General features: G+C 68.6%; 16 protein-coding genes. 12 read left to right on the top strand and 4 right to left on the bottom strand.

Going from position 1 to position 16,105, the window contains the following annotated elements; translation table 11 throughout:
• Positions 1-19: 19 nt before the first annotated feature.
• Positions 20-1,516, bottom strand: coding sequence for a CoA-acylating methylmalonate-semialdehyde dehydrogenase (locus tag F6X38_RS14390; protein ID WP_150970712.1), 1,497 nt, complete (start codon positions 1,514-1,516; stop codon positions 20-22).
• 45 nt (positions 1,517-1,561) lie between these two features.
• On the bottom strand, positions 1,562-2,899 hold the full coding sequence (gene aptA / locus F6X38_RS14385) for an omega-aminotransferase AptA (protein WP_150970711.1): 1,338 nt from the start codon (positions 2,897-2,899) through the stop codon (positions 1,562-1,564).
• Between the two features lie 141 nt (positions 2,900-3,040).
• On the opposite strand from aptA, the gene F6X38_RS14380 reads away from it, so the two are divergent.
• A complete protein-coding gene (locus tag F6X38_RS14380; RefSeq protein WP_150970709.1) occupies positions 3,041-3,595 on the top strand; it encodes a cupin domain-containing protein in 555 nt (184 codons plus the stop codon).
• Between the two features lie 78 nt (positions 3,596-3,673).
• Here the strand turns inward: F6X38_RS14380 and F6X38_RS14375 are convergent, their stop codons facing one another.
• Together F6X38_RS14375 and F6X38_RS14370 are read right to left on the bottom strand one after the other, a co-directional pair.
• Positions 3,674-4,486: an arginase family protein gene (locus F6X38_RS14375; RefSeq protein ID WP_246191354.1), complete on the bottom strand. Its 813-nt coding sequence runs from the start codon at positions 4,484-4,486 to the stop codon at positions 3,674-3,676.
• 237 nt (positions 4,487-4,723) lie between these two features.
• Positions 4,724-5,434 carry a GntR family transcriptional regulator gene (locus F6X38_RS14370; protein ID WP_150970819.1) on the bottom strand — a complete coding sequence of 237 codons (711 nt, stop codon included), beginning with the start codon at positions 5,432-5,434 and terminating at the stop codon, positions 4,724-4,726.
• A 202-nt stretch (positions 5,435-5,636) separates the two neighbouring features.
• Between F6X38_RS14370 and F6X38_RS14365 the strand changes: the two genes are divergently transcribed.
• The 11 genes from F6X38_RS14365 to F6X38_RS14315 all read left to right on the top strand — a co-directional run bounded on the left by F6X38_RS14365 (position 5,637) and on the right by F6X38_RS14315 (position 16,084).
• The gene (locus F6X38_RS14365) at positions 5,637-6,467 is read left to right on the top strand and encodes a substrate-binding periplasmic protein (RefSeq protein WP_150970705.1); all 831 of its coding nucleotides are present in this window, start codon (positions 5,637-5,639) and stop codon (positions 6,465-6,467) included.
• 74 nt (positions 6,468-6,541) lie between these two features.
• Positions 6,542-7,330, top strand: a complete 789-nt coding sequence (locus tag F6X38_RS14360) for an amino acid ABC transporter ATP-binding protein (RefSeq protein WP_150970703.1) — start codon at positions 6,542-6,544, stop codon at positions 7,328-7,330.
• Positions 7,331-7,343: 13 nt separating this feature from the next.
• Positions 7,344-8,015 carry an amino acid ABC transporter permease gene (locus F6X38_RS14355; protein WP_150970701.1) on the top strand — a complete coding sequence of 224 codons (672 nt, stop codon included), beginning with the start codon at positions 7,344-7,346 and terminating at the stop codon, positions 8,013-8,015.
• A 16-nt stretch (positions 8,016-8,031) separates the two neighbouring features.
• Entirely contained in the window at positions 8,032-8,700 is a 669-nt protein-coding gene (locus F6X38_RS14350; protein WP_202617984.1) for an amino acid ABC transporter permease, read from the top strand.
• 67 nt (positions 8,701-8,767) lie between these two features.
• Entirely contained in the window at positions 8,768-9,643 is an 876-nt protein-coding gene (locus F6X38_RS14345; protein WP_150970699.1) for a dihydrodipicolinate synthase family protein, read from the top strand.
• Between the two features lie 77 nt (positions 9,644-9,720).
• Positions 9,721-10,755, top strand: a complete 1,035-nt coding sequence (locus tag F6X38_RS14340) for a proline racemase family protein (RefSeq protein ID WP_150970697.1) — start codon at positions 9,721-9,723, stop codon at positions 10,753-10,755.
• Positions 10,756-10,762: 7 nt separating this feature from the next.
• Positions 10,763-12,049: an NAD(P)/FAD-dependent oxidoreductase gene (locus tag F6X38_RS14335; protein ID WP_343033235.1), complete on the top strand. Its 1,287-nt coding sequence runs from the start codon at positions 10,763-10,765 to the stop codon at positions 12,047-12,049.
• A 16-nt stretch (positions 12,050-12,065) separates the two neighbouring features.
• Positions 12,066-12,785 (top strand): SDR family oxidoreductase, encoded by a 720-nt coding sequence (locus tag F6X38_RS14330; RefSeq protein ID WP_150970693.1) that lies wholly within the window; start codon positions 12,066-12,068, stop codon positions 12,783-12,785.
• Positions 12,786-12,802: 17 nt separating this feature from the next.
• On the top strand, positions 12,803-14,302 hold the full coding sequence (locus F6X38_RS14325) for an aldehyde dehydrogenase family protein (protein ID WP_150970691.1): 1,500 nt from the start codon (positions 12,803-12,805) through the stop codon (positions 14,300-14,302).
• Positions 14,289-15,335: a proline racemase family protein gene (locus F6X38_RS14320; RefSeq protein ID WP_150970688.1), complete on the top strand. Its 1,047-nt coding sequence runs from the start codon at positions 14,289-14,291 to the stop codon at positions 15,333-15,335. Before F6X38_RS14325 ends, F6X38_RS14320 begins: the two co-directional genes overlap by 14 nt.
• Positions 15,332-16,084, top strand: a complete 753-nt coding sequence (locus tag F6X38_RS14315; protein ID WP_150970686.1) for an SDR family NAD(P)-dependent oxidoreductase — start codon at positions 15,332-15,334, stop codon at positions 16,082-16,084. Before F6X38_RS14320 ends, F6X38_RS14315 begins: the two co-directional genes overlap by 4 nt.
• Positions 16,085-16,105 lie beyond the last annotated feature (21 nt).

The raw sequence follows: 16,105 nt of genomic DNA, 5'->3' as shown, positions 1-16,105 counted from the left end.
CGTTTCCCTGCCGCGCTTGTCAGCGCATGACGGGCATGGAGAATTCGGCGCCCTGTTTGATGCCGGAGGGCCAGCGGCTCGTGACGGTCTTGGTTCGGGTCCAGAACTTGATGGCGTCGGGTCCGTGCTGGTTGAGGTCGCCGAAGACGGAGCGCTTCCAGCCGCCGAACGAGTGGTAGGCGAGCGGGGTGGGGATCGGCACGTTCACCCCGATCATCCCGATCGGCACTCTGCTCGCGAAGTCGCGCGCCGCATCGCCGTCGCGCGTGTAGATCGCGACGCCGTTGCCGTACTCATGCTGGGTCGGCAGCGACAGCGCCTCCTCGTAGTCCTTCGCGCGCACCACGCTGAGGACCGGCCCGAAGATTTCTTGGCGGTAGATTTCCATGTCCGGCGTCACCCGGTCGAAGAGGCACGAGCCGACGAAGAAGCCGTCCTCGTAGCCCTGCATCCGGAAGTTCCGGCCGTCGACCACGAGTTCCGCGCCCTCCGCGACGCCCTTCTCGACGAGGCTCAGGATCTTCTCCTTCGCCGCCTTCGTCACCACCGGGCCGTAATCGGCGGTCTCGTCGGTGTAGGGGCCGATCTTCAGCGCCTCGACCTTCGGCACGAGCTTCTCGATCAGCGCGTCCGCGGTCGCCTCGCCGACGGGCACGGCCACCGAGATCGCCATGCAGCGCTCGCCAGCCGAGCCGTAGCCCGCGCCGATAAGAGCGTCCGCCGCCATGTCGAGGTCGGCGTCCGGCAGGATGATCATGTGGTTCTTCGCGCCGCCGAAGCACTGCGCGCGCTTGCCCGTCTTCGCAGCCTCGGAATAGACGTAGCTCGCGATCGGGGTCGAGCCGACGAAGCTCACCGCGCCGATGTCGGGATGCCCGAGGATGCCGTCGACCGCCTCCTTGTCGCCGTTGACGACCTGCAGGACGCCGGCCGGCAGACCCGCCTCCATCATCAGTTCCGCGAGGCGCAGCGGCACGGAGGGATCGCGCTCGCTCGGCTTCAGGATGAAGGCGTTGCCGCAGGCGATGGCGGGAGCGAACATCCACATCGGGATCATGGCGGGGAAGTTGAACGGCGTGATGCCGGCCCCGATCCCGACGGCCTGGCGGATCGAGTACATGTCGATGCCCGGCCCCGCCCCTTCGGTGAACTCGCTCTTCATCAGGTGCGGAATGCCGCAGACGAACTCGGCGACCTCGAGCCCGCGCACGATGTCGCCCTTCGAGTCCTCCACCGTCTTGCCGTGCTCGGACGACAGCAGTTCGGTCAGCTCGGTCATGTGCTGGTTGAGGAGCGCGACGAAGCGCATGAACACCCGCGCCCGGCGCTGCGGGTTGGTCGCGGCCCACTTCGGCTGCGCGGCCAGAGCCCCGTCGACCGCCCGCTGCAATTCGGCAGCCGATGCCAGCGCGACCCGCCCCGTCGCCTGCCCCGTCGCGGGGTTGAAGACGTCCGCATGGCGCCCCGACATGCCCGCAACCCGCGCACCGCCGATGAAATGCCCGATGTCGTTCATGGTCTCAACTCGCCTGTTCCATGTGCTGCGACCGACGATCGGCGGTCATCGAATGGTCTCGATCGACGCGCGGAGCGTCTCGACCATCTCGTGGATGTGCCCGGTCTCGGCGATCAGCGGCGGCGACAGCGCGACGATCTCGCCGGTGACGCGGATGAGGAGGCCCTTCTCGAAGCAGTCGACGAAGACGTCGTAGGCGCGGGCGCCCATCGCGCCGTCCCTCGACTTCAGCTCGATGCCGGCGATCAGCCCGATCGTGCGGATGTCGACGACGTTCGGCAGGTCGGCGAGCGAGTGGATCGCCGCGTGCCAGTCTTCCTGGATGGCGGCGACACGTGTCAGCAGCCCCTCGCTCTCGTAGATGTCGAGCGTGGCGATGCCCGCGGCGCAGGCCGCCGGATGGCCGGAATAGGTGTAGCCGTGGAACAGCTCGATCGCGCCTTCCGGTCCCTGCATCAGCGCGTCGTGGACGTGGCGGCCGGCGAACACCGCGCCCATCGGCAACGCGCCGTTGGTCAAGCCCTTCGCTGTCGTGACGAGGTCGGGCAGGACGCCGAAATGGTCGGCCGCGAAGGGCGCGCCGAGCCGGCCGAACCCGGTGATGACCTCATCGAAGACAAGCAAGATACCGTGCCGGTCGCAGATCGCGCGGAGCCGTTCGAGGTAGCCCTTCGGCGGCACGAGGACGCCGGTGGAGCCCGCCACCGGCTCGACGATGCAGGCGGCGATCGTCTCGGCGCCATGCAGGGCAACGAGGCGTTCCAGATCGTCGGCGAGCTCGGCGCCGTGTTCAGGCTGGCCGCGCACGAAGCTGTTGCGGGCGATGTCGTGGGTATGGCGCAGATGGTCGGTGCCGGGAAGCTGCGGAAAGACGCGGCGGTTGTTGACGAGACCGCCGACCGAGATGCCGCCGAAGCCGACGCCGTGGTAGCCGCGCTCGCGCCCGATGAGGCGCGTGCGCGTCCCCTGTCCGATCGTCCGCTGGTAGGCGACCGCGATCTTCAGCGCGGTGTCGACCGACTCGGAGCCGGAGCCGGTGAAGAACACGCGGTCGAGCTTCCTGCCTTCCGGCCCCGGCGCAATGGCGGCGAGCCGTTCGGCGAAGTCGAAGGCGACGGGATGCCCCATCTGGAACGAGGGCGCGTAGTCGAGCGCGGAAAGCTGGCGCTCCACCGCGCTCGCGATCTCGCGGCGGCCGTGCCCGGCGTTGACGCACCAGAGACCCGCCGTGCCGTCGAGCACGCGGCGGCCATCGTCGCTCGTGTAGTGCATGCCCTCGGCGGAGACGAGCATGCGCGGCGCCGCCTTGAACTGGCGGTTGGCGGTGAACGGCATCCAGTAGCTGTCGAGCACCGGCGCGTTCGGCTTCGCGTGGACGTTCATGTCGGGCCTCCGAAGGGATGCGCGGACAAGGCCAGTGATTTGCCGTTCCAACAAGTCCTTTTCTTTCGTCGCCGAAAGGCTTGACCTAGCTGGACGGAAAGAGAAACTGTTGCGGATTTCGAACAGGGAGAACGGGGCTGGATGGTGGATGCCGTCGACATCGGTGGGCGCCTGCGCCACTTGCGCATGGTGCACGGCCTGTCGCAGCGCAAGCTCGCGAAGCGAGCGGGCGTCACGAACTCGACGGTGTCGCTGATCGAGGCGAACGCCACGAACCCGTCGGTCGGGGCGCTGAAGCGCATCCTCGACGGCATCCCGATCGGCCTCGCCGAGTTCTTCGCCTTTGAGCCGGAACGGTTGCGGAAGGCGTTCTATCAGGCGGAAGAACTGGTCGAGATCGGCAAGGGCGCGATCTCGTACCGGCAGGTCGGCGACGACCTGTTCGCACGATCCCTTCAGATTCTTAGGGAATGCTACCAGCCGGGCGCGGACACGGGAAAGGTGCCGCTCGTCCACGAGGGCGAGGAAGGCGGCATCGTCCTTACGGGTCGGCTGGAGGTGACGGTGGAGGACGAGCGGCGCATCCTCGGTCCCGGGGACGCATACTATTTCGAGAGCCGGCGGCCCCACCGCTTCCGCTGCGTCGGCCCCGTCCCCTGCGAGGTCGTCAGCGCCTGCACGCCGCCGACGTTCTGATGCATCGTTCTCGACGCTCGCAATCGCCGGACCCTCGTCGCCCGCGCCAAGGAGACGGTGCCGAGCGTCCAGTGAAGCTCACGGCTCCAGCAGCGGGGCGACGGCGTCCAGCAAGAACTCAGGCGAGACCGGATCGCCGTCCGTCTGCCATGCATACTGGAACTCGGCGATCTCGATCCCGACGAACTCGTGCCGTGCCAGCACCGTGCAGCACAGCCGCAGGTCCTCCAGCGACAGCCCGCCCTCGTGCACGTAGTCCGTCGGTACGATGCCCGGATCGAGGACGTCGCAATCGAGGTGCACGTAGACCGGTCGTCCCGCGACCGCGTCCCGCAGTTCGCTTGCGAGATCGGCGGCCGGCCCGATGTGCGCCATGCCGTGCTCCCCGATCACGCTTTGCTCGAAGGGATCGAGATCGCGCTGCCCGACCAGCACGATCCGATCCAGACCCAAGCCGGAACCCAACCCCGAATCCCAGAGCCCAGCGGGTGCGGCGAGAGCCAAGCCGCCAAGGTAGCCCGTGGTCGTGGAGCCGGGCGTATTCAGATCGCCGTGGGAGTCGAACCATACGACACAGGCGGCCGGATGATGCTGCGCGACGGCCGGCAAGGTCGCCAGCGACACGGCGCAACGGCTCGTCGCGGCGATCGAGATCGCTCCGGACGCAAGGACGTCATGCATGCGCGACTGCATCGCCCTGAGCGCCGGCAGGGCAGCATCGAGCTCCTCGCGCCAGTTCACGTTCAACGCGGGTGCCGGCGATCCGATCACGGTCGGTGAGACACCCGTCCTGCGAGCGAGCGCCTGCCCGATCGCTTTCGCACCGGGAATGGCGAGATCGTTGCGGTCGCCCGCCCGGCTCTGAAAGACGGTGTATTCGGTAGGCTTCATCGTCATACGGCCTAAGGCTGCCCTCGCCTCGCTTGGGCGCGACGGTGAGCTGGAGACGGGGACAACGTCCGCCATCGGCGCCCATGTCCCGAGATCGACGGTCGGGAAATTCGCCATCTCGCACCGTAACGGGCAGCCGGGATGGAGGACCTCCCGGGTTGCTTCGCGGCTGGATGGCGTAGGTCGTCAACTCCCTGGATCCATCGAGCGACGATCCCGGTACACTTTCGGCTTCCGCTACTCCGCCGCGGCGAGCGGCGCGAGCGAGACGCCGGACGTGTAGTTCTCGCGCATGTAGTCCATGAAGTTGTCGCGGAACTGCCGGGTATGGGCGTGCGCGAGCTCGTCGGCGAGCTTCACGTCCCGGGCACGGATCGCGGCGACCATCTCGTCGTGCTCGTCGGTCAGCAGGAAGCCGTCGCCGGTCCGCTCGAGGAAGCGGAAATGCAGGTGCAGCATCCGCCGCCCCTGGTTGAGCAGGCGGTCGTAGAAGCCGGCGAGGAACGGGTTCTGCCCCGCCCGGGCAACCGCCATGTGGAAATCCTTGTTGGTCGCCGACATCTGGAGATGGTCCCCCTCCCGCACCGCGTCTTCGAAGTCACGGGCCCGGCGCACTAGCGCCTTCAGGTCGGCGTCCGACCGGAGCTCGGCGGCGAGCCGGGTGTTCATGCGCTGCGCGACGTCGAGCGCCTCGACGTATTTCGGGAAGCGGTCGATCTCCAGCGGCGCGACGATCGTCGAGCGGTTCGGCAGGGTGACGACGAGCTCCTCGCCCGCCAACCGGATCAGCGCCTCGCGCACCGGCGAACGCGACAGGTCGAAGCGCTCGGCGAGCGTGTTCTCGTCGAGGAGGTCGCCGGGCGCGAGCTCCAGCGACAGGATGTCGGTGCGCAGCGTGTCGTAGACGCTCCTCCAACTCGTGCCCTTCGGGCGCCTCGGCTCCGCCATCGACGTCTCGTCCTCGATCACCGCATCGCACCTCCCTTGGCCAAATAAGCAGCAACTGCCTCATTTGTCGACACGTCGTACTTTTTTATTGACAGTGTCGACTCGATGACGACAAATGCTGTGTGTGTCGTCACGGTGACGACATGAACCTTCGGGTCTCGATGGCCCCGCCGCCGTCGACGATCAGCCAAGGGGAGTGCCAATGCGATCGACCTTGCTTTCCATCGCCGCGCGGGGCCTGTCAGCCCTCGCCGTCGCCGCCGTCCTCGCGGGAACCGCGAGCGCGCAGACGGCCGAGGGATACTGGCAGAAGGTGCAGGGCGCTGGCGTGCTGCGCTGCGGCGCCGCTGTCGCCCCTCCCTACGTGATGCGTGACCCGGCGACGGGAGAGTATTCCGGCTTCTTCGCCGACCTCTGCCGCGAGTTCGCCGACACGCTGAAGGTGAAGCCCGAGTTCGTCGACACGACCTGGGACAACATCGTCGCCGGGCTCCAAGCGGGCAAGTGGGACGTTTCGCTCGCCCTGAACCGCACGCCGGCCCGTGCCCTGGCGGTGAACTTCTCGATCCCCGCGATGCAGTACCAGATCTCGCTGGTCTACAATAAGCAGAACCCGAAGCTCGCCGGCGAGGCCAAGTCGGTCGCCGACGTCGACAAGCCCGGCGTGACGATGGCCGTGATGTCCGGCACCGCGCAGGACAAGGCGATCTCGGCCGCGGTCAAGCAGGCTACGGTCATGCGGCTGCCGAGCAACGACGAGACGCGCCTCGCCCTCATGTCCCGGCGCGCCGACATCGTGGTCGACGCCTCCGACACCAACCAGCTCCTGACCCAGTCGAACCCGGACTGGGCCGTGGCGCTCAACCCGGAGCCGGCGCTCGCCAAGCAGGGCGTCTCCTTCGGCCTGCCGCACCAGCTTTCCTACTCCGACATCGAGGTCGTGAACATCTTCCTCGAGGAGAAGGTCGCCACCGGCGCCGTCGACGCCCTGATCGCCAAGGCGAACGACGAGGTCCTGAAGGGCGCGAAGTAGGCGACGGCGTCCGGCTGCGGCGCGCTCGCCGTTGCCGGACGCCCCACCCAGCCATCAATCCGAGGGAGGCGGCGATGGATGCCAGGACGACCGACCAGGAGACATCGGCGCTCGTGAGGGTCGAGGGGCTCCACAAGAGCTACGGACCGAACATCAAGGTCCTCAACGGCCTCGACTTCACGATGCGACCCGGCGACCGCACGGTCGTGATCGGGCCGAGCGGCGGCGGGAAGTCGACGCTGCTGCGCATCATGATGGGGCTGGAGGAGATCGACTCGGGCTCGGTCACCTTCGACGGCAAGCCGTACATCTCGTCCCGCGGCGCGGGCAGGAAGACCGACATCGACGTCAGGGTCCGCCGCTCGATCGGCATGGTGTTCCAGCACTACACGCTGTTCCCGCACCTCAGCATCGTCCAGAACCTCGTGCTCGCGCCCTGCAAGGTGAACGGGGAGAGGAAGGCCAAGGCGACGGAGCGGGCCATGGCGCTCCTCGAGCGCTTCGGGCTGAAGGCGAAGGCGAATGCCTACCCGTCCCAGCTTTCCGGCGGCCAGAAGCAGCGCGTCGCCATCGCCCGGGCGCTGATGCTGGACCCGAAGCTGATGCTCTTCGACGAGGTGACGTCCGCGCTCGACCCCGAGCTCGTCGCCGAGGTCGAGCAGGTCGTCCTTCAGCTCGCGAAGCAGTCGATGCCGATGATGATCGTCACCCACGACATGTGGTTCGCGAAGAACATCGCTTCCCGCGTCCTGTTCTGCGCCGGCGGGGTGGTCGTGGAGGACGGTCCGCCCGAGCAGGTCCTCGGCAACCCGAAGGAAACCAGGACGAAGGAGTTCATCGACCGCGTCTTCCATATCCACTGAAGGGTGCGCCGCCGTGGATTACTCCTTCGATTTCGGTGCGGTCACCCGCAACCTCGATCCCCTGTTCCGGGGACTCTGGATCACCGTCCAGCTCACGGTCGCCGCCAACGCGATCGGCCTGACGCTCGGCTTCGTTGTCGCGCTCCTGCTGCTCAGCCGTTCCGCGGTCGTGCGGATGCCGGTGACGCTGTTCGTCGAGTTCTTCCGCTGCACGCCCGCGCTCATCCAGATCGTCTGGTTCTTCTACTGCGTGCCGCTGATCTTCAACGTCTTCCTCGACTCGCTGACGATGGGCATCCTCGCCCTCGGCCTGAACCTCACGGCCTTCAACGCCGAGGCCTACCGGGCGGCGATCCAGTCCGTGCCGCGCGAGCACCTCGACGCCAGCGTCGCGCTCGGCCTCTCCCCGCTCCAGCGCATTCTCCACGTCGTCCTGCCGCAGGCCGTGCGGGCCTCCGTTCCCGTTCTCCTGACCAACGGTGTAGGCATCTTCCAGCAGACGGCCCTCGTCGCCGTCGTGGCCGTGGCGGACCTCATGTACGAGGGCAAGTCGCTCGCGACCGTCACCTACCGACCGATCGAGACCTTCACGACGGTCGCGCTCATCTACTTCGCCGTCTCGTTCCCGATCACGCAGTTCGTCGGCTGGCTGGAGCGCCGCCGCGAGCTGGCCATGGCTCGCTGAGGAGGGCAGGTCGATGATGATGCCGCTCGACTTCTCGATCGTCCTCCGGTTCCAGCACGCGCTCCTGCTCGGGCTCCTGACCACGCTGGAGCTGACCGCGATCTGCATCGTGCTCGGCTGCGCCTGGGGCTTCCTGATCGCGCTGGCGCGGACGTCCGGCAGCCGGGTCCTGCGGGCCGCGGCCTCCGTCTACGTCGAGTTCTTCCGCGGGACCCCGGTGCTGATCCAGCTCTTCTGGATCTTCTTCTGCCTGCCGCTGATCCTCGGCTTCGAGCTCTCGAACTTCACCTGCGGCGTGACCGCGCTCACCCTCTACATGGGCGCCATCACCTCGGAGACCTTCCGCGCCTCGCTGAAGACCGTGGGACGCGAACAGTTCGACGCCTGCGTCGCCCTCGGGCTGTCGCCGTGGACGCGCGTGACGAGCGTCGTCCTGCCCCAGGCGGTGCTCCGGGCGGTGCCGACGCTCCTGTCGAACTGCGTCAGCCTGTTCAAGGAGAGCGCGCTGGTCTCGGCGGTGGGCATGGCCGACCTGATGTTCATCGGCCAGAACATCTCCAACAACACGGCCCGTCCCGTCGAGGTGCTGACGATCGTCGCCGCGATCTACTTCGCGATCGCCTTCCCCCTCACCCGTCTCGTGACCGTCGTCGAGCGCCGCATCCTGCGCCGGCTCGCCGTCTGACCCGCATCCGTCAATGTCGACCCGAGCCGGAAACGCTCCGGTTCCCGAGATCCAAAGGAGACCACCGATGCAGCTCTCAGGCGTCATGCCCGCGCTCGTCACCCCCTTCGACGCCGCCGGGAAGATCGACTTCAAGGCGTTCGAGAAGCACCTGACGGCCTTGCGTACCGCCGGCGTCACCGGCTGGGTGCCCTGCGGCTCGACCGGCGAGTACTCCTCCATGTCGAACGACGAGCGCGAGGACGTGCTGCGGTTCGTCAAGGAGTTCGCCAACGAGAACGAGACGCTCATCGCCGGCACCAACGCCCCGGCCACGCGCGAGGTGATCGAGAACACCCTGCGCGCCCGGGAGATCGGCTACGACACGGTTCTTCTGGCGACGCCCTTCTACACCCGCCCGACGGACGCCGAACTCCTCGCGCATTATCGGGCGGTCCTCGACGCGGCGGACGTCAACCTCGTGCTCTACAGCTACCCCTACAAGGACGGCATCGAGATCACTTTCGACGTGATGGACGCGCTGGCGGACGACCCGCGCGTCGTCGGCATCAAGGAAAGCTCGGGCGTCATGCAGCGCGCCATCGACATCCACAGCCGCTACGACGGCCGGATCGCCCTCGTGTCGGGCTCGGACGACCTCGCGCTCGACTTCATGTTCTGGGGCGCCGACTCCTGGATCTGCGGCCCGGCGAACTGCATGGCGAAGGCCTGCTGCGATCTCGACCGCACCTTCCGCTCCGGCGACCTCGCCAAGGCGCGCGAGCAGATGACGGTGCTCTACCGGGCGATGAACATCCTCGAAAGCGGCAAGTTCGTGCAGAAGATCAAGTACGGCTGCGAGGTGCAGGGCACGCCCGTCGGCGTCTGCCGGGCGCCGCTCGGCGAGCTGACGGCGGAAGAGAAGGCGGAGTTCCGCGCCGCGCTCGAGCCCGTCCTGAACTGAGCGACGCGCCGGCGGGGGTCGCCTCCGCCGGCGCCGCTCAGGCGCCCCGCATTCGCCCCGCTTCCGGTTTGGATCTTATGCGTTTCAAGCGAACCCTGTCCGTCGTCGACTGCCATGCGGAAGGCGAAAGCGGCAAGGTGATCGTCGGCGGCGTCGGGCAGGTGCCGGGCGAGACGATGTTCGACAAGCGCGTCCACCTCGAAACGCACATGGACGACATCCGCAGGATGGTGCTGTTCGAGCCGCGCGGCGCCGTCTGGCACAACGCCAACATCGTCCTGCCCTCGAACCACCCGCAGGCCGACATGGGCTACGTCATCCTCGAGACGACGGAGTACCCGGCGATGTCGGGCTCGAACACGATCTGCGTCGCGACCGTGCTGCTCGAGACCGGCATCCTGCCGATGCGGGAGCCGGTGACGAACCTTACGCTCGAGTCCCCGGCCGGGCTCATCCGGGTGCGCTGCGAGTGCTCGGACGGCAAGGTCACGAGCGTGCGCCTCGTGAACCAGCCGGCCTTCTGCTACCATCTGGACCGGAAGCTGGAACTCGCGGGCTTCGGCGCGGTCGGCGTCGACATCGTCTACGGCGGCATGACCTACGCGATGGTCGACGCCGCCGAGCTCGGCTTCGCGATCGAGCGCTCCGAGGCGCGCGAACTCTGCGAGCTCGGGCAGCGGGTCAAGGCCGCCGCGGTCGAGCAGTTCGCGGTGGAGCATCCGGAGAACCCGGCCATTCCCGGCATCACCAACACCCAGTTCATGGGGCCGCTGCGTCGCGAGGGGGAGCGGCTCTTCGCCAGGAACACCGTGATCGTCTCCCCGGGACGCTGCGACCGGAGCCCTTGCGGCACCGGGTCGTCCGCGCGGCTCGCCCTTCTCCATGCCAAGGGGCTGATGCGGGAAGGCGAGACGCTCGTCCACGAGTCGATCACGGGTAGCCGGTTCGCCTGCACGATCGACGGTGTCGCGAAGGTCGGGTCCTACGCCGCCGTCGTGCCGGCGATCGCCGGCCAGGCTTGGATCACCGGGCTCTACCAGATGGGCATGGACCCGACCGACCCCTACCAGGAAGGGTTCACGATGTCGGACACCTGGATGTCGACGGTCTGATCGCCGCATGCGTGAGCATAGTGACCGCGGAAGCTTCGAGGGAATGAACGACTTGACGAACCGGATCGTCGTGGTGGGCGCGGGCATCATCGGCGTCGCCATCGCCTACGAACTCCAGCGCCGCGGCCGCGACGTGACGCTGCTCGACAGGGCCGAGCCCGGGCGTGGCGCCTCCTTCGGCAACATGGCGAGCATCGCGGTGACGGAGTTCATGCCCGCCTCGCGTCCGGCGATCTGGCGGCAGATGCCGAAATGGCTCATCGACCCGGAAGGCCCGGTGCGCGTGCGGCCGTCCTACGTGCCGCGGCTGGTCCCGTGGTTCCTGCGCTTCCTCGCAGCGAGCCGGCCGGCGCGGCTGCGGGAACTGGAGGCCGCGGGCGCGGTGCTGTGCAAGCGCGTCTACGAGGATCTCGAGCCGCTTCTGGCGGACGCCGGGCTATCGGACGTTCTGGGCCGCGAGGGGTGCCTCAGCCTGTACCGGGACGACGCCGAGTTCGCGGCCGACCGCGACCACATCGAGATCCTCGAGCGCTTCGGCTTCGAGCACGAGCTGCTCGGCGGCAACGCCATCCGCGACCTGGAGCCGGCGCTGTCGACGAAGATCGGGCGCGCCGTCCTGTTTCCGCGGAACCGCTCGGTCCGCGACCCGCACAAGCTGGTCGTCGGTCTCTACGAGCGCTTCCTCCAGCGCGGCGGCCGGCTCGAGACCGGCGAGGTCGCGGGCTTCGAGCGGGCGGAGGGCAGGCTCCGGGCGATCCGCCTCACGGACGGGCGCAGCGTGGCGGCCGGGAATGTCCTGCTGTGCGCCGGCGCGCATACGGGACGGCTGGCGAAGCTCGTCGGCGAGCCGATGCCGCTCGAGACCGAGCGCGGCTACCACACGCAGATCATGGCGCCCGGGATCTCGATGCGCCACTCGATCATCTGGCCTGCCCGCGCCTTCATGGTGACCCCGACCGCCGGCGGCATCCGCGTCGGCGGCACCGTGGAGATGGCGGGTCTCGACGCGGAGCCCGACTTCCGACGCGCGAAGATCACGGTCAAGCGGGCCAGGGAAGCGTTGCCGGACCTGAAGGTCCAAGGAACGAGCGAATGGATGGGCCATCGCCCCGCGCTTCCGGACACGGTGCCGGTGATGGGCCCGTCGGCGAAAACCAAGGGGCTCTGGTACTCGACGGGCCACGGCCATCTCGGCCTGACCTACGCGGCGACCTCCGCCCGCCTGATGGCCGACCTCGTCACCGGCCGGACGCCCCCCGTCGACATGCGGCCCTACCGTGTCGACCGCTTCTAACGAAGGACGCCAAGCCATGCCCGAAGCCACGAAAGTCGACGCGCCTGTCGCCGTGATCACCGGCGGCGGCCGGGGCATGGGCGCCGCGATCGCCCGCGAACTGGGAAGCAGGGGCTATCGCCTCGCCCTCATGTCGCCGTCCGGCAGCGCGGAAGCGCTCGCTGCGGAACTCGACGGCCTCGGCCTGAAAGGTTCGACCGAGAACGCCGCCGACCTCGAGGCGCTGGTTTCCGGCGCGCTGGACCGCTTCGGCCGCATCGACGCCGTGGTGAACCACACCGGCCATCCGCCGAAGGGCGACCTCGTCGACATCGCGGACGAGAACTGGGCGCGCGGCAACGAGATGATGCTGCTGCCCGTGGTGCGCATGGCGCGGCTGGCGACGCCGACGATGCTGCGCCAGGGCCGGGGCGCGTTCCTGAACATCACCACCTTCGCCGCCTTCGAGCCGACGCTGAAGTTCCCCGTTTCCTGCGCCTACCGCGCGGCGGTCGGGGCCTATACCAAGCTCTACGCCGACCGCTACGCGGCCGACAACATCCGCATGAACGCACTGCTGCCGGGCTACATCGACAGCCTCGATTACACGGCGGAGACGGCCGCGACGATCCCGATGAAGCGGATCGGCACGGTGGCCGAGATCGCCAAGACCGCCGCGTTCCTCCTGTCCGACGACGCCGGCTACATCACCGGACAGAACGTGCGCGTCGACGGCGGCATCACCCGTCACGTCTGAACCCGGGAGACCCTTCCATGCGCGACGCACTCTACATCGACGGCCGTTGGGCGAAGCCGCTCCAGGGCGGCACCTTCGACGTGATCAACCCGGCGACCGAGGAGGTCATCCACAAGGCGCCGTCCGCCACCGCCGAGGACGTCGACCTCGCCGTGAAGGCGGCGCGGCGCGCCTTCGACGACGGATCCTGGTCGAAGCTGCCGGGCGCCGAGCGCGGGCGGTACCTGCGTTCCATCGCGGCCGCGATCCGCGAGCGGCTGGCGGAGATCTCCCGCCTCGAGGTCCTCGACAACGGCAAGCCCTATCCGGAAGCCGAGTGGGACATCGGCGACGCCGCCGGCTGCTTCGAGTTCTATGCCGGGCTCGCCGAGGAACTGGACGGGAAGCGCACCGAAACGGTCGCCCTGCCGGACGCGCGCTTCGTCTCGAAGGCGGTCAGGGAGCCGGTCGGCGTCGCGGGCGCGATCATTCCCTGGAACTACCCGCTGCTGATGGCCGCCTGGAAGGTCGCCCCTGCCCTCGCGGCCGGCTGCACGGTGGTGCTGAAGCCCGCCGAGCAGACCTCGCTGACGGCGCTGGAACTCGCCGCGATCGCGATCGACGTCGGCCTGCCGCCGGGGGTCCTCAACATCGTCACCGGCCCCGGCTCGAAGGTCGGCCAGGCGATCGTCGACCATCCGGACGTCGACAAGCTCGCCTTCACGGGCTCGGGGCCGATCGGCTCGAAGATCATGGAAGGGGCAGCGCGCGACATCAAGCGGATCAGCCTGGAGCTCGGCGGCAAGTCACCCTTCGTGGTGTTCGACGACGCCGACGTCGAGGAGGCCGTCGAATGGATCATGTTCGGCATCTTCTGGAACCAGGGACAGGTCTGCTCGGCGACCTCCCGCGTCCTCGTGCAGGAAAACCTCTACGCGCCGCTTCTCGATCGTCTGGTGGAAGAGGCGAAACGCATCCGGATCGGCGACGGGCTCGCGGAAGGCACGCTGCTCGGGCCGCTCGTGTCGAGGAAGCAGTACGACAACGTTCTCGCCGCGATCGCGAAGGCGAAGGCGGACGGGGCGACGATCGCTTCCGGCGGCGGCCGCGCGCCGAACTTCAACAAGGGCTACTACGTCGAGCCGACGGTGATCACGGACGCGCCGTTGGACAGCGACGCCTGGCGCGAGGAGATCTTCGGTCCCGTGGTCTGCGTCCGCTCCTTCGGAACGGAGGAGGAAGCGGTGCGGCTCGCCAACGACTCCCGCTTCGGCCTCGCGGCGGCCGTGATGTCGGCGGACGACGAGCGCGCCGAGCGGGTCGCGGCCGCCTTTCGGGCCGGCATCGTCTGGATCAACTGCTCGCAGCCGACCTTCACCGAGGCGCCCTGGGGCGGCTACAAGCAGTCCGGCATCGGCCGCGAGCTCGGCCGCTGGGGTCTCGAGAACTACCTCGAGACCAAGCAGGTCACCCGCTTCGTGTCGGAGGACCCCTGGGCCTGGTACATCAAGAAGGGCGAGGCGAATGAGCTTCGCTAGGGAGCTGGAGCTTCTCCAGGTCCACTGTCAGGGCGAGATCGGCAAGGTTATCGTCGGCGGCGCGCCGCCGATCCCGGGCGCGACCGCGCTGGACATGATGAACCACATCAACGAGGTCGACGACAGCTTGCGCCGTTTCGTCGCCTTCGAGCCGCGTGCCGGCGTCGCGATGTCGGTGAACCTGCTGATCCCTCCGACGCGACCCGACGCCGACGCGGGCTTCATCGTCCTCCAGGCCGACCGGGCGCATCCGATGTCCGGCTCGAACTGCATCTGCGTCGTGACCGCGCTGCTCGAAAGCGGCCGCGTGGCGATGCGCGAGCCGGAAACGGTCGTGCGGCTCGACACGCCCGCCGGCCTCGTCACCGCTCGGGCGCGCTGCTCCAACGGGCGCTGCCTGTCGGTCAGCCTCGACAACGTGCCCTCCTTCGTCGAGGCGTTGGATTGCGCGGTCGAGACGCCGCGCTGGGGCACGATCCGCGCCGACGTCGCCTTCGGCGGCGTGTTCTACGCGATCGTCGACGTCGGGCAGGTCGGCCTGTCTATCGATCCCGCCTACGCCCGGGAACTCGCGGAAGCGGGCATCGAGCTGAAGTCGATCCTCGCCAGCCAAGTCTCGGTGTGCCATCCGGAGTTGGATGGGGTCGGTGGCATCGCCTACGTGATGTTCCGGGACCGCGAGCCGGACGGCGCGATCCGGACCTGCACGACGCTGAAGCCCGGCCGCGTCGACCGCAGCCCTTGCGGCACCGGCTCCTCGGCCAACCTCGCCGTGCTCCACGCGAAGGGCGAGGTGCGGGTCGGCGACGCGCGCCGCTCGCGCTCCATCATCGGCGGCGAGTTCCTCGCCGAGGCGATCGGCGAGACGAACGTCGCCGGCCGCCCCGCGGTGCTCCCCCGGATCACCGGACGGGGCTGGATCTACGGCCGCGAGTTCATGCGGCTCGACCGGGACGATCCCTTTCCCCAAGGCTTCGCGCTCTCCGACACTTGGGGGCCACAGGTCGGCGATCTCTCGAGGGACCGGAAATGACGCTCGAAGGACGGACGATCCTCGTCACCGGAGCCAGCGGCGGCATCGGCGCGGCCATCGTCGAGCGGATCGCCGCCGAGGGCGGGCGCGCCGTGATCCACTACGGACGGGACGAGGCCAGGGCACGGGCGCTTTTGGAAAGCGTCGGCGGCTCCGGCTGGATCGTGGGCGCCGACCTTTCCAGCCCCGACGGGGCGACGAAGCTCTGGGAAGACGCCGTCCGGCAGGCGGGGAGGGTCCACGGCCTCGTCAACAACGCCGGCATCCGTTCGGAGACGACGATCGACGACGATCTCGACGCTTGGCAGTCCGCCTGGCGACACGAGTTCCAGGTCGACCTCTTCGCCGCGGTCGACCTCTGCCGCTCGGCGCTCCGGCATTTCCGGCAGCACGGCGGCGGCCAGATGGTCCACATCGCCAGCCGGGCGGCGCAGCGCGGCTACGCGGCCGAGGCCATGCCCTACGGCGCGGCGAAGGCGGCGCTCGTCAACGTCTCGAAATCGATCGCCCGCTCCTTCGGCAAGGACGGCGTCACCTCTGTCGCGATCGCCCCCGGCTGGGTGCGCACCGCGATGGCCGAGGACTTCGTCGCCAGGTTCGGCGAGGCGGCCGCGACCGGCGACATCCCGACCGGCGCGATGGCGACGCCCGAGGAGGTCGCCGAACTCGTCGCCTTCGCGCTCCGCCCGAGCCAGCGCTCGCTGAACGGCGCGACGCTGGACGTCAACGGCGGCAGCTACATCCGCTGAACGAGAAAGTCCGGAGACCCG

The sequence above is a fragment of the Plantimonas leprariae genome (assembly GCF_008802405.1).
Classification (GTDB): Bacteria; Pseudomonadota; Alphaproteobacteria; order Rhizobiales; family Rhizobiaceae; genus Plantimonas; species Plantimonas leprariae.
Note: the sequence above shows the minus strand (reverse complement) of the source record. Positions and strands in the feature narration are given on the sequence as shown.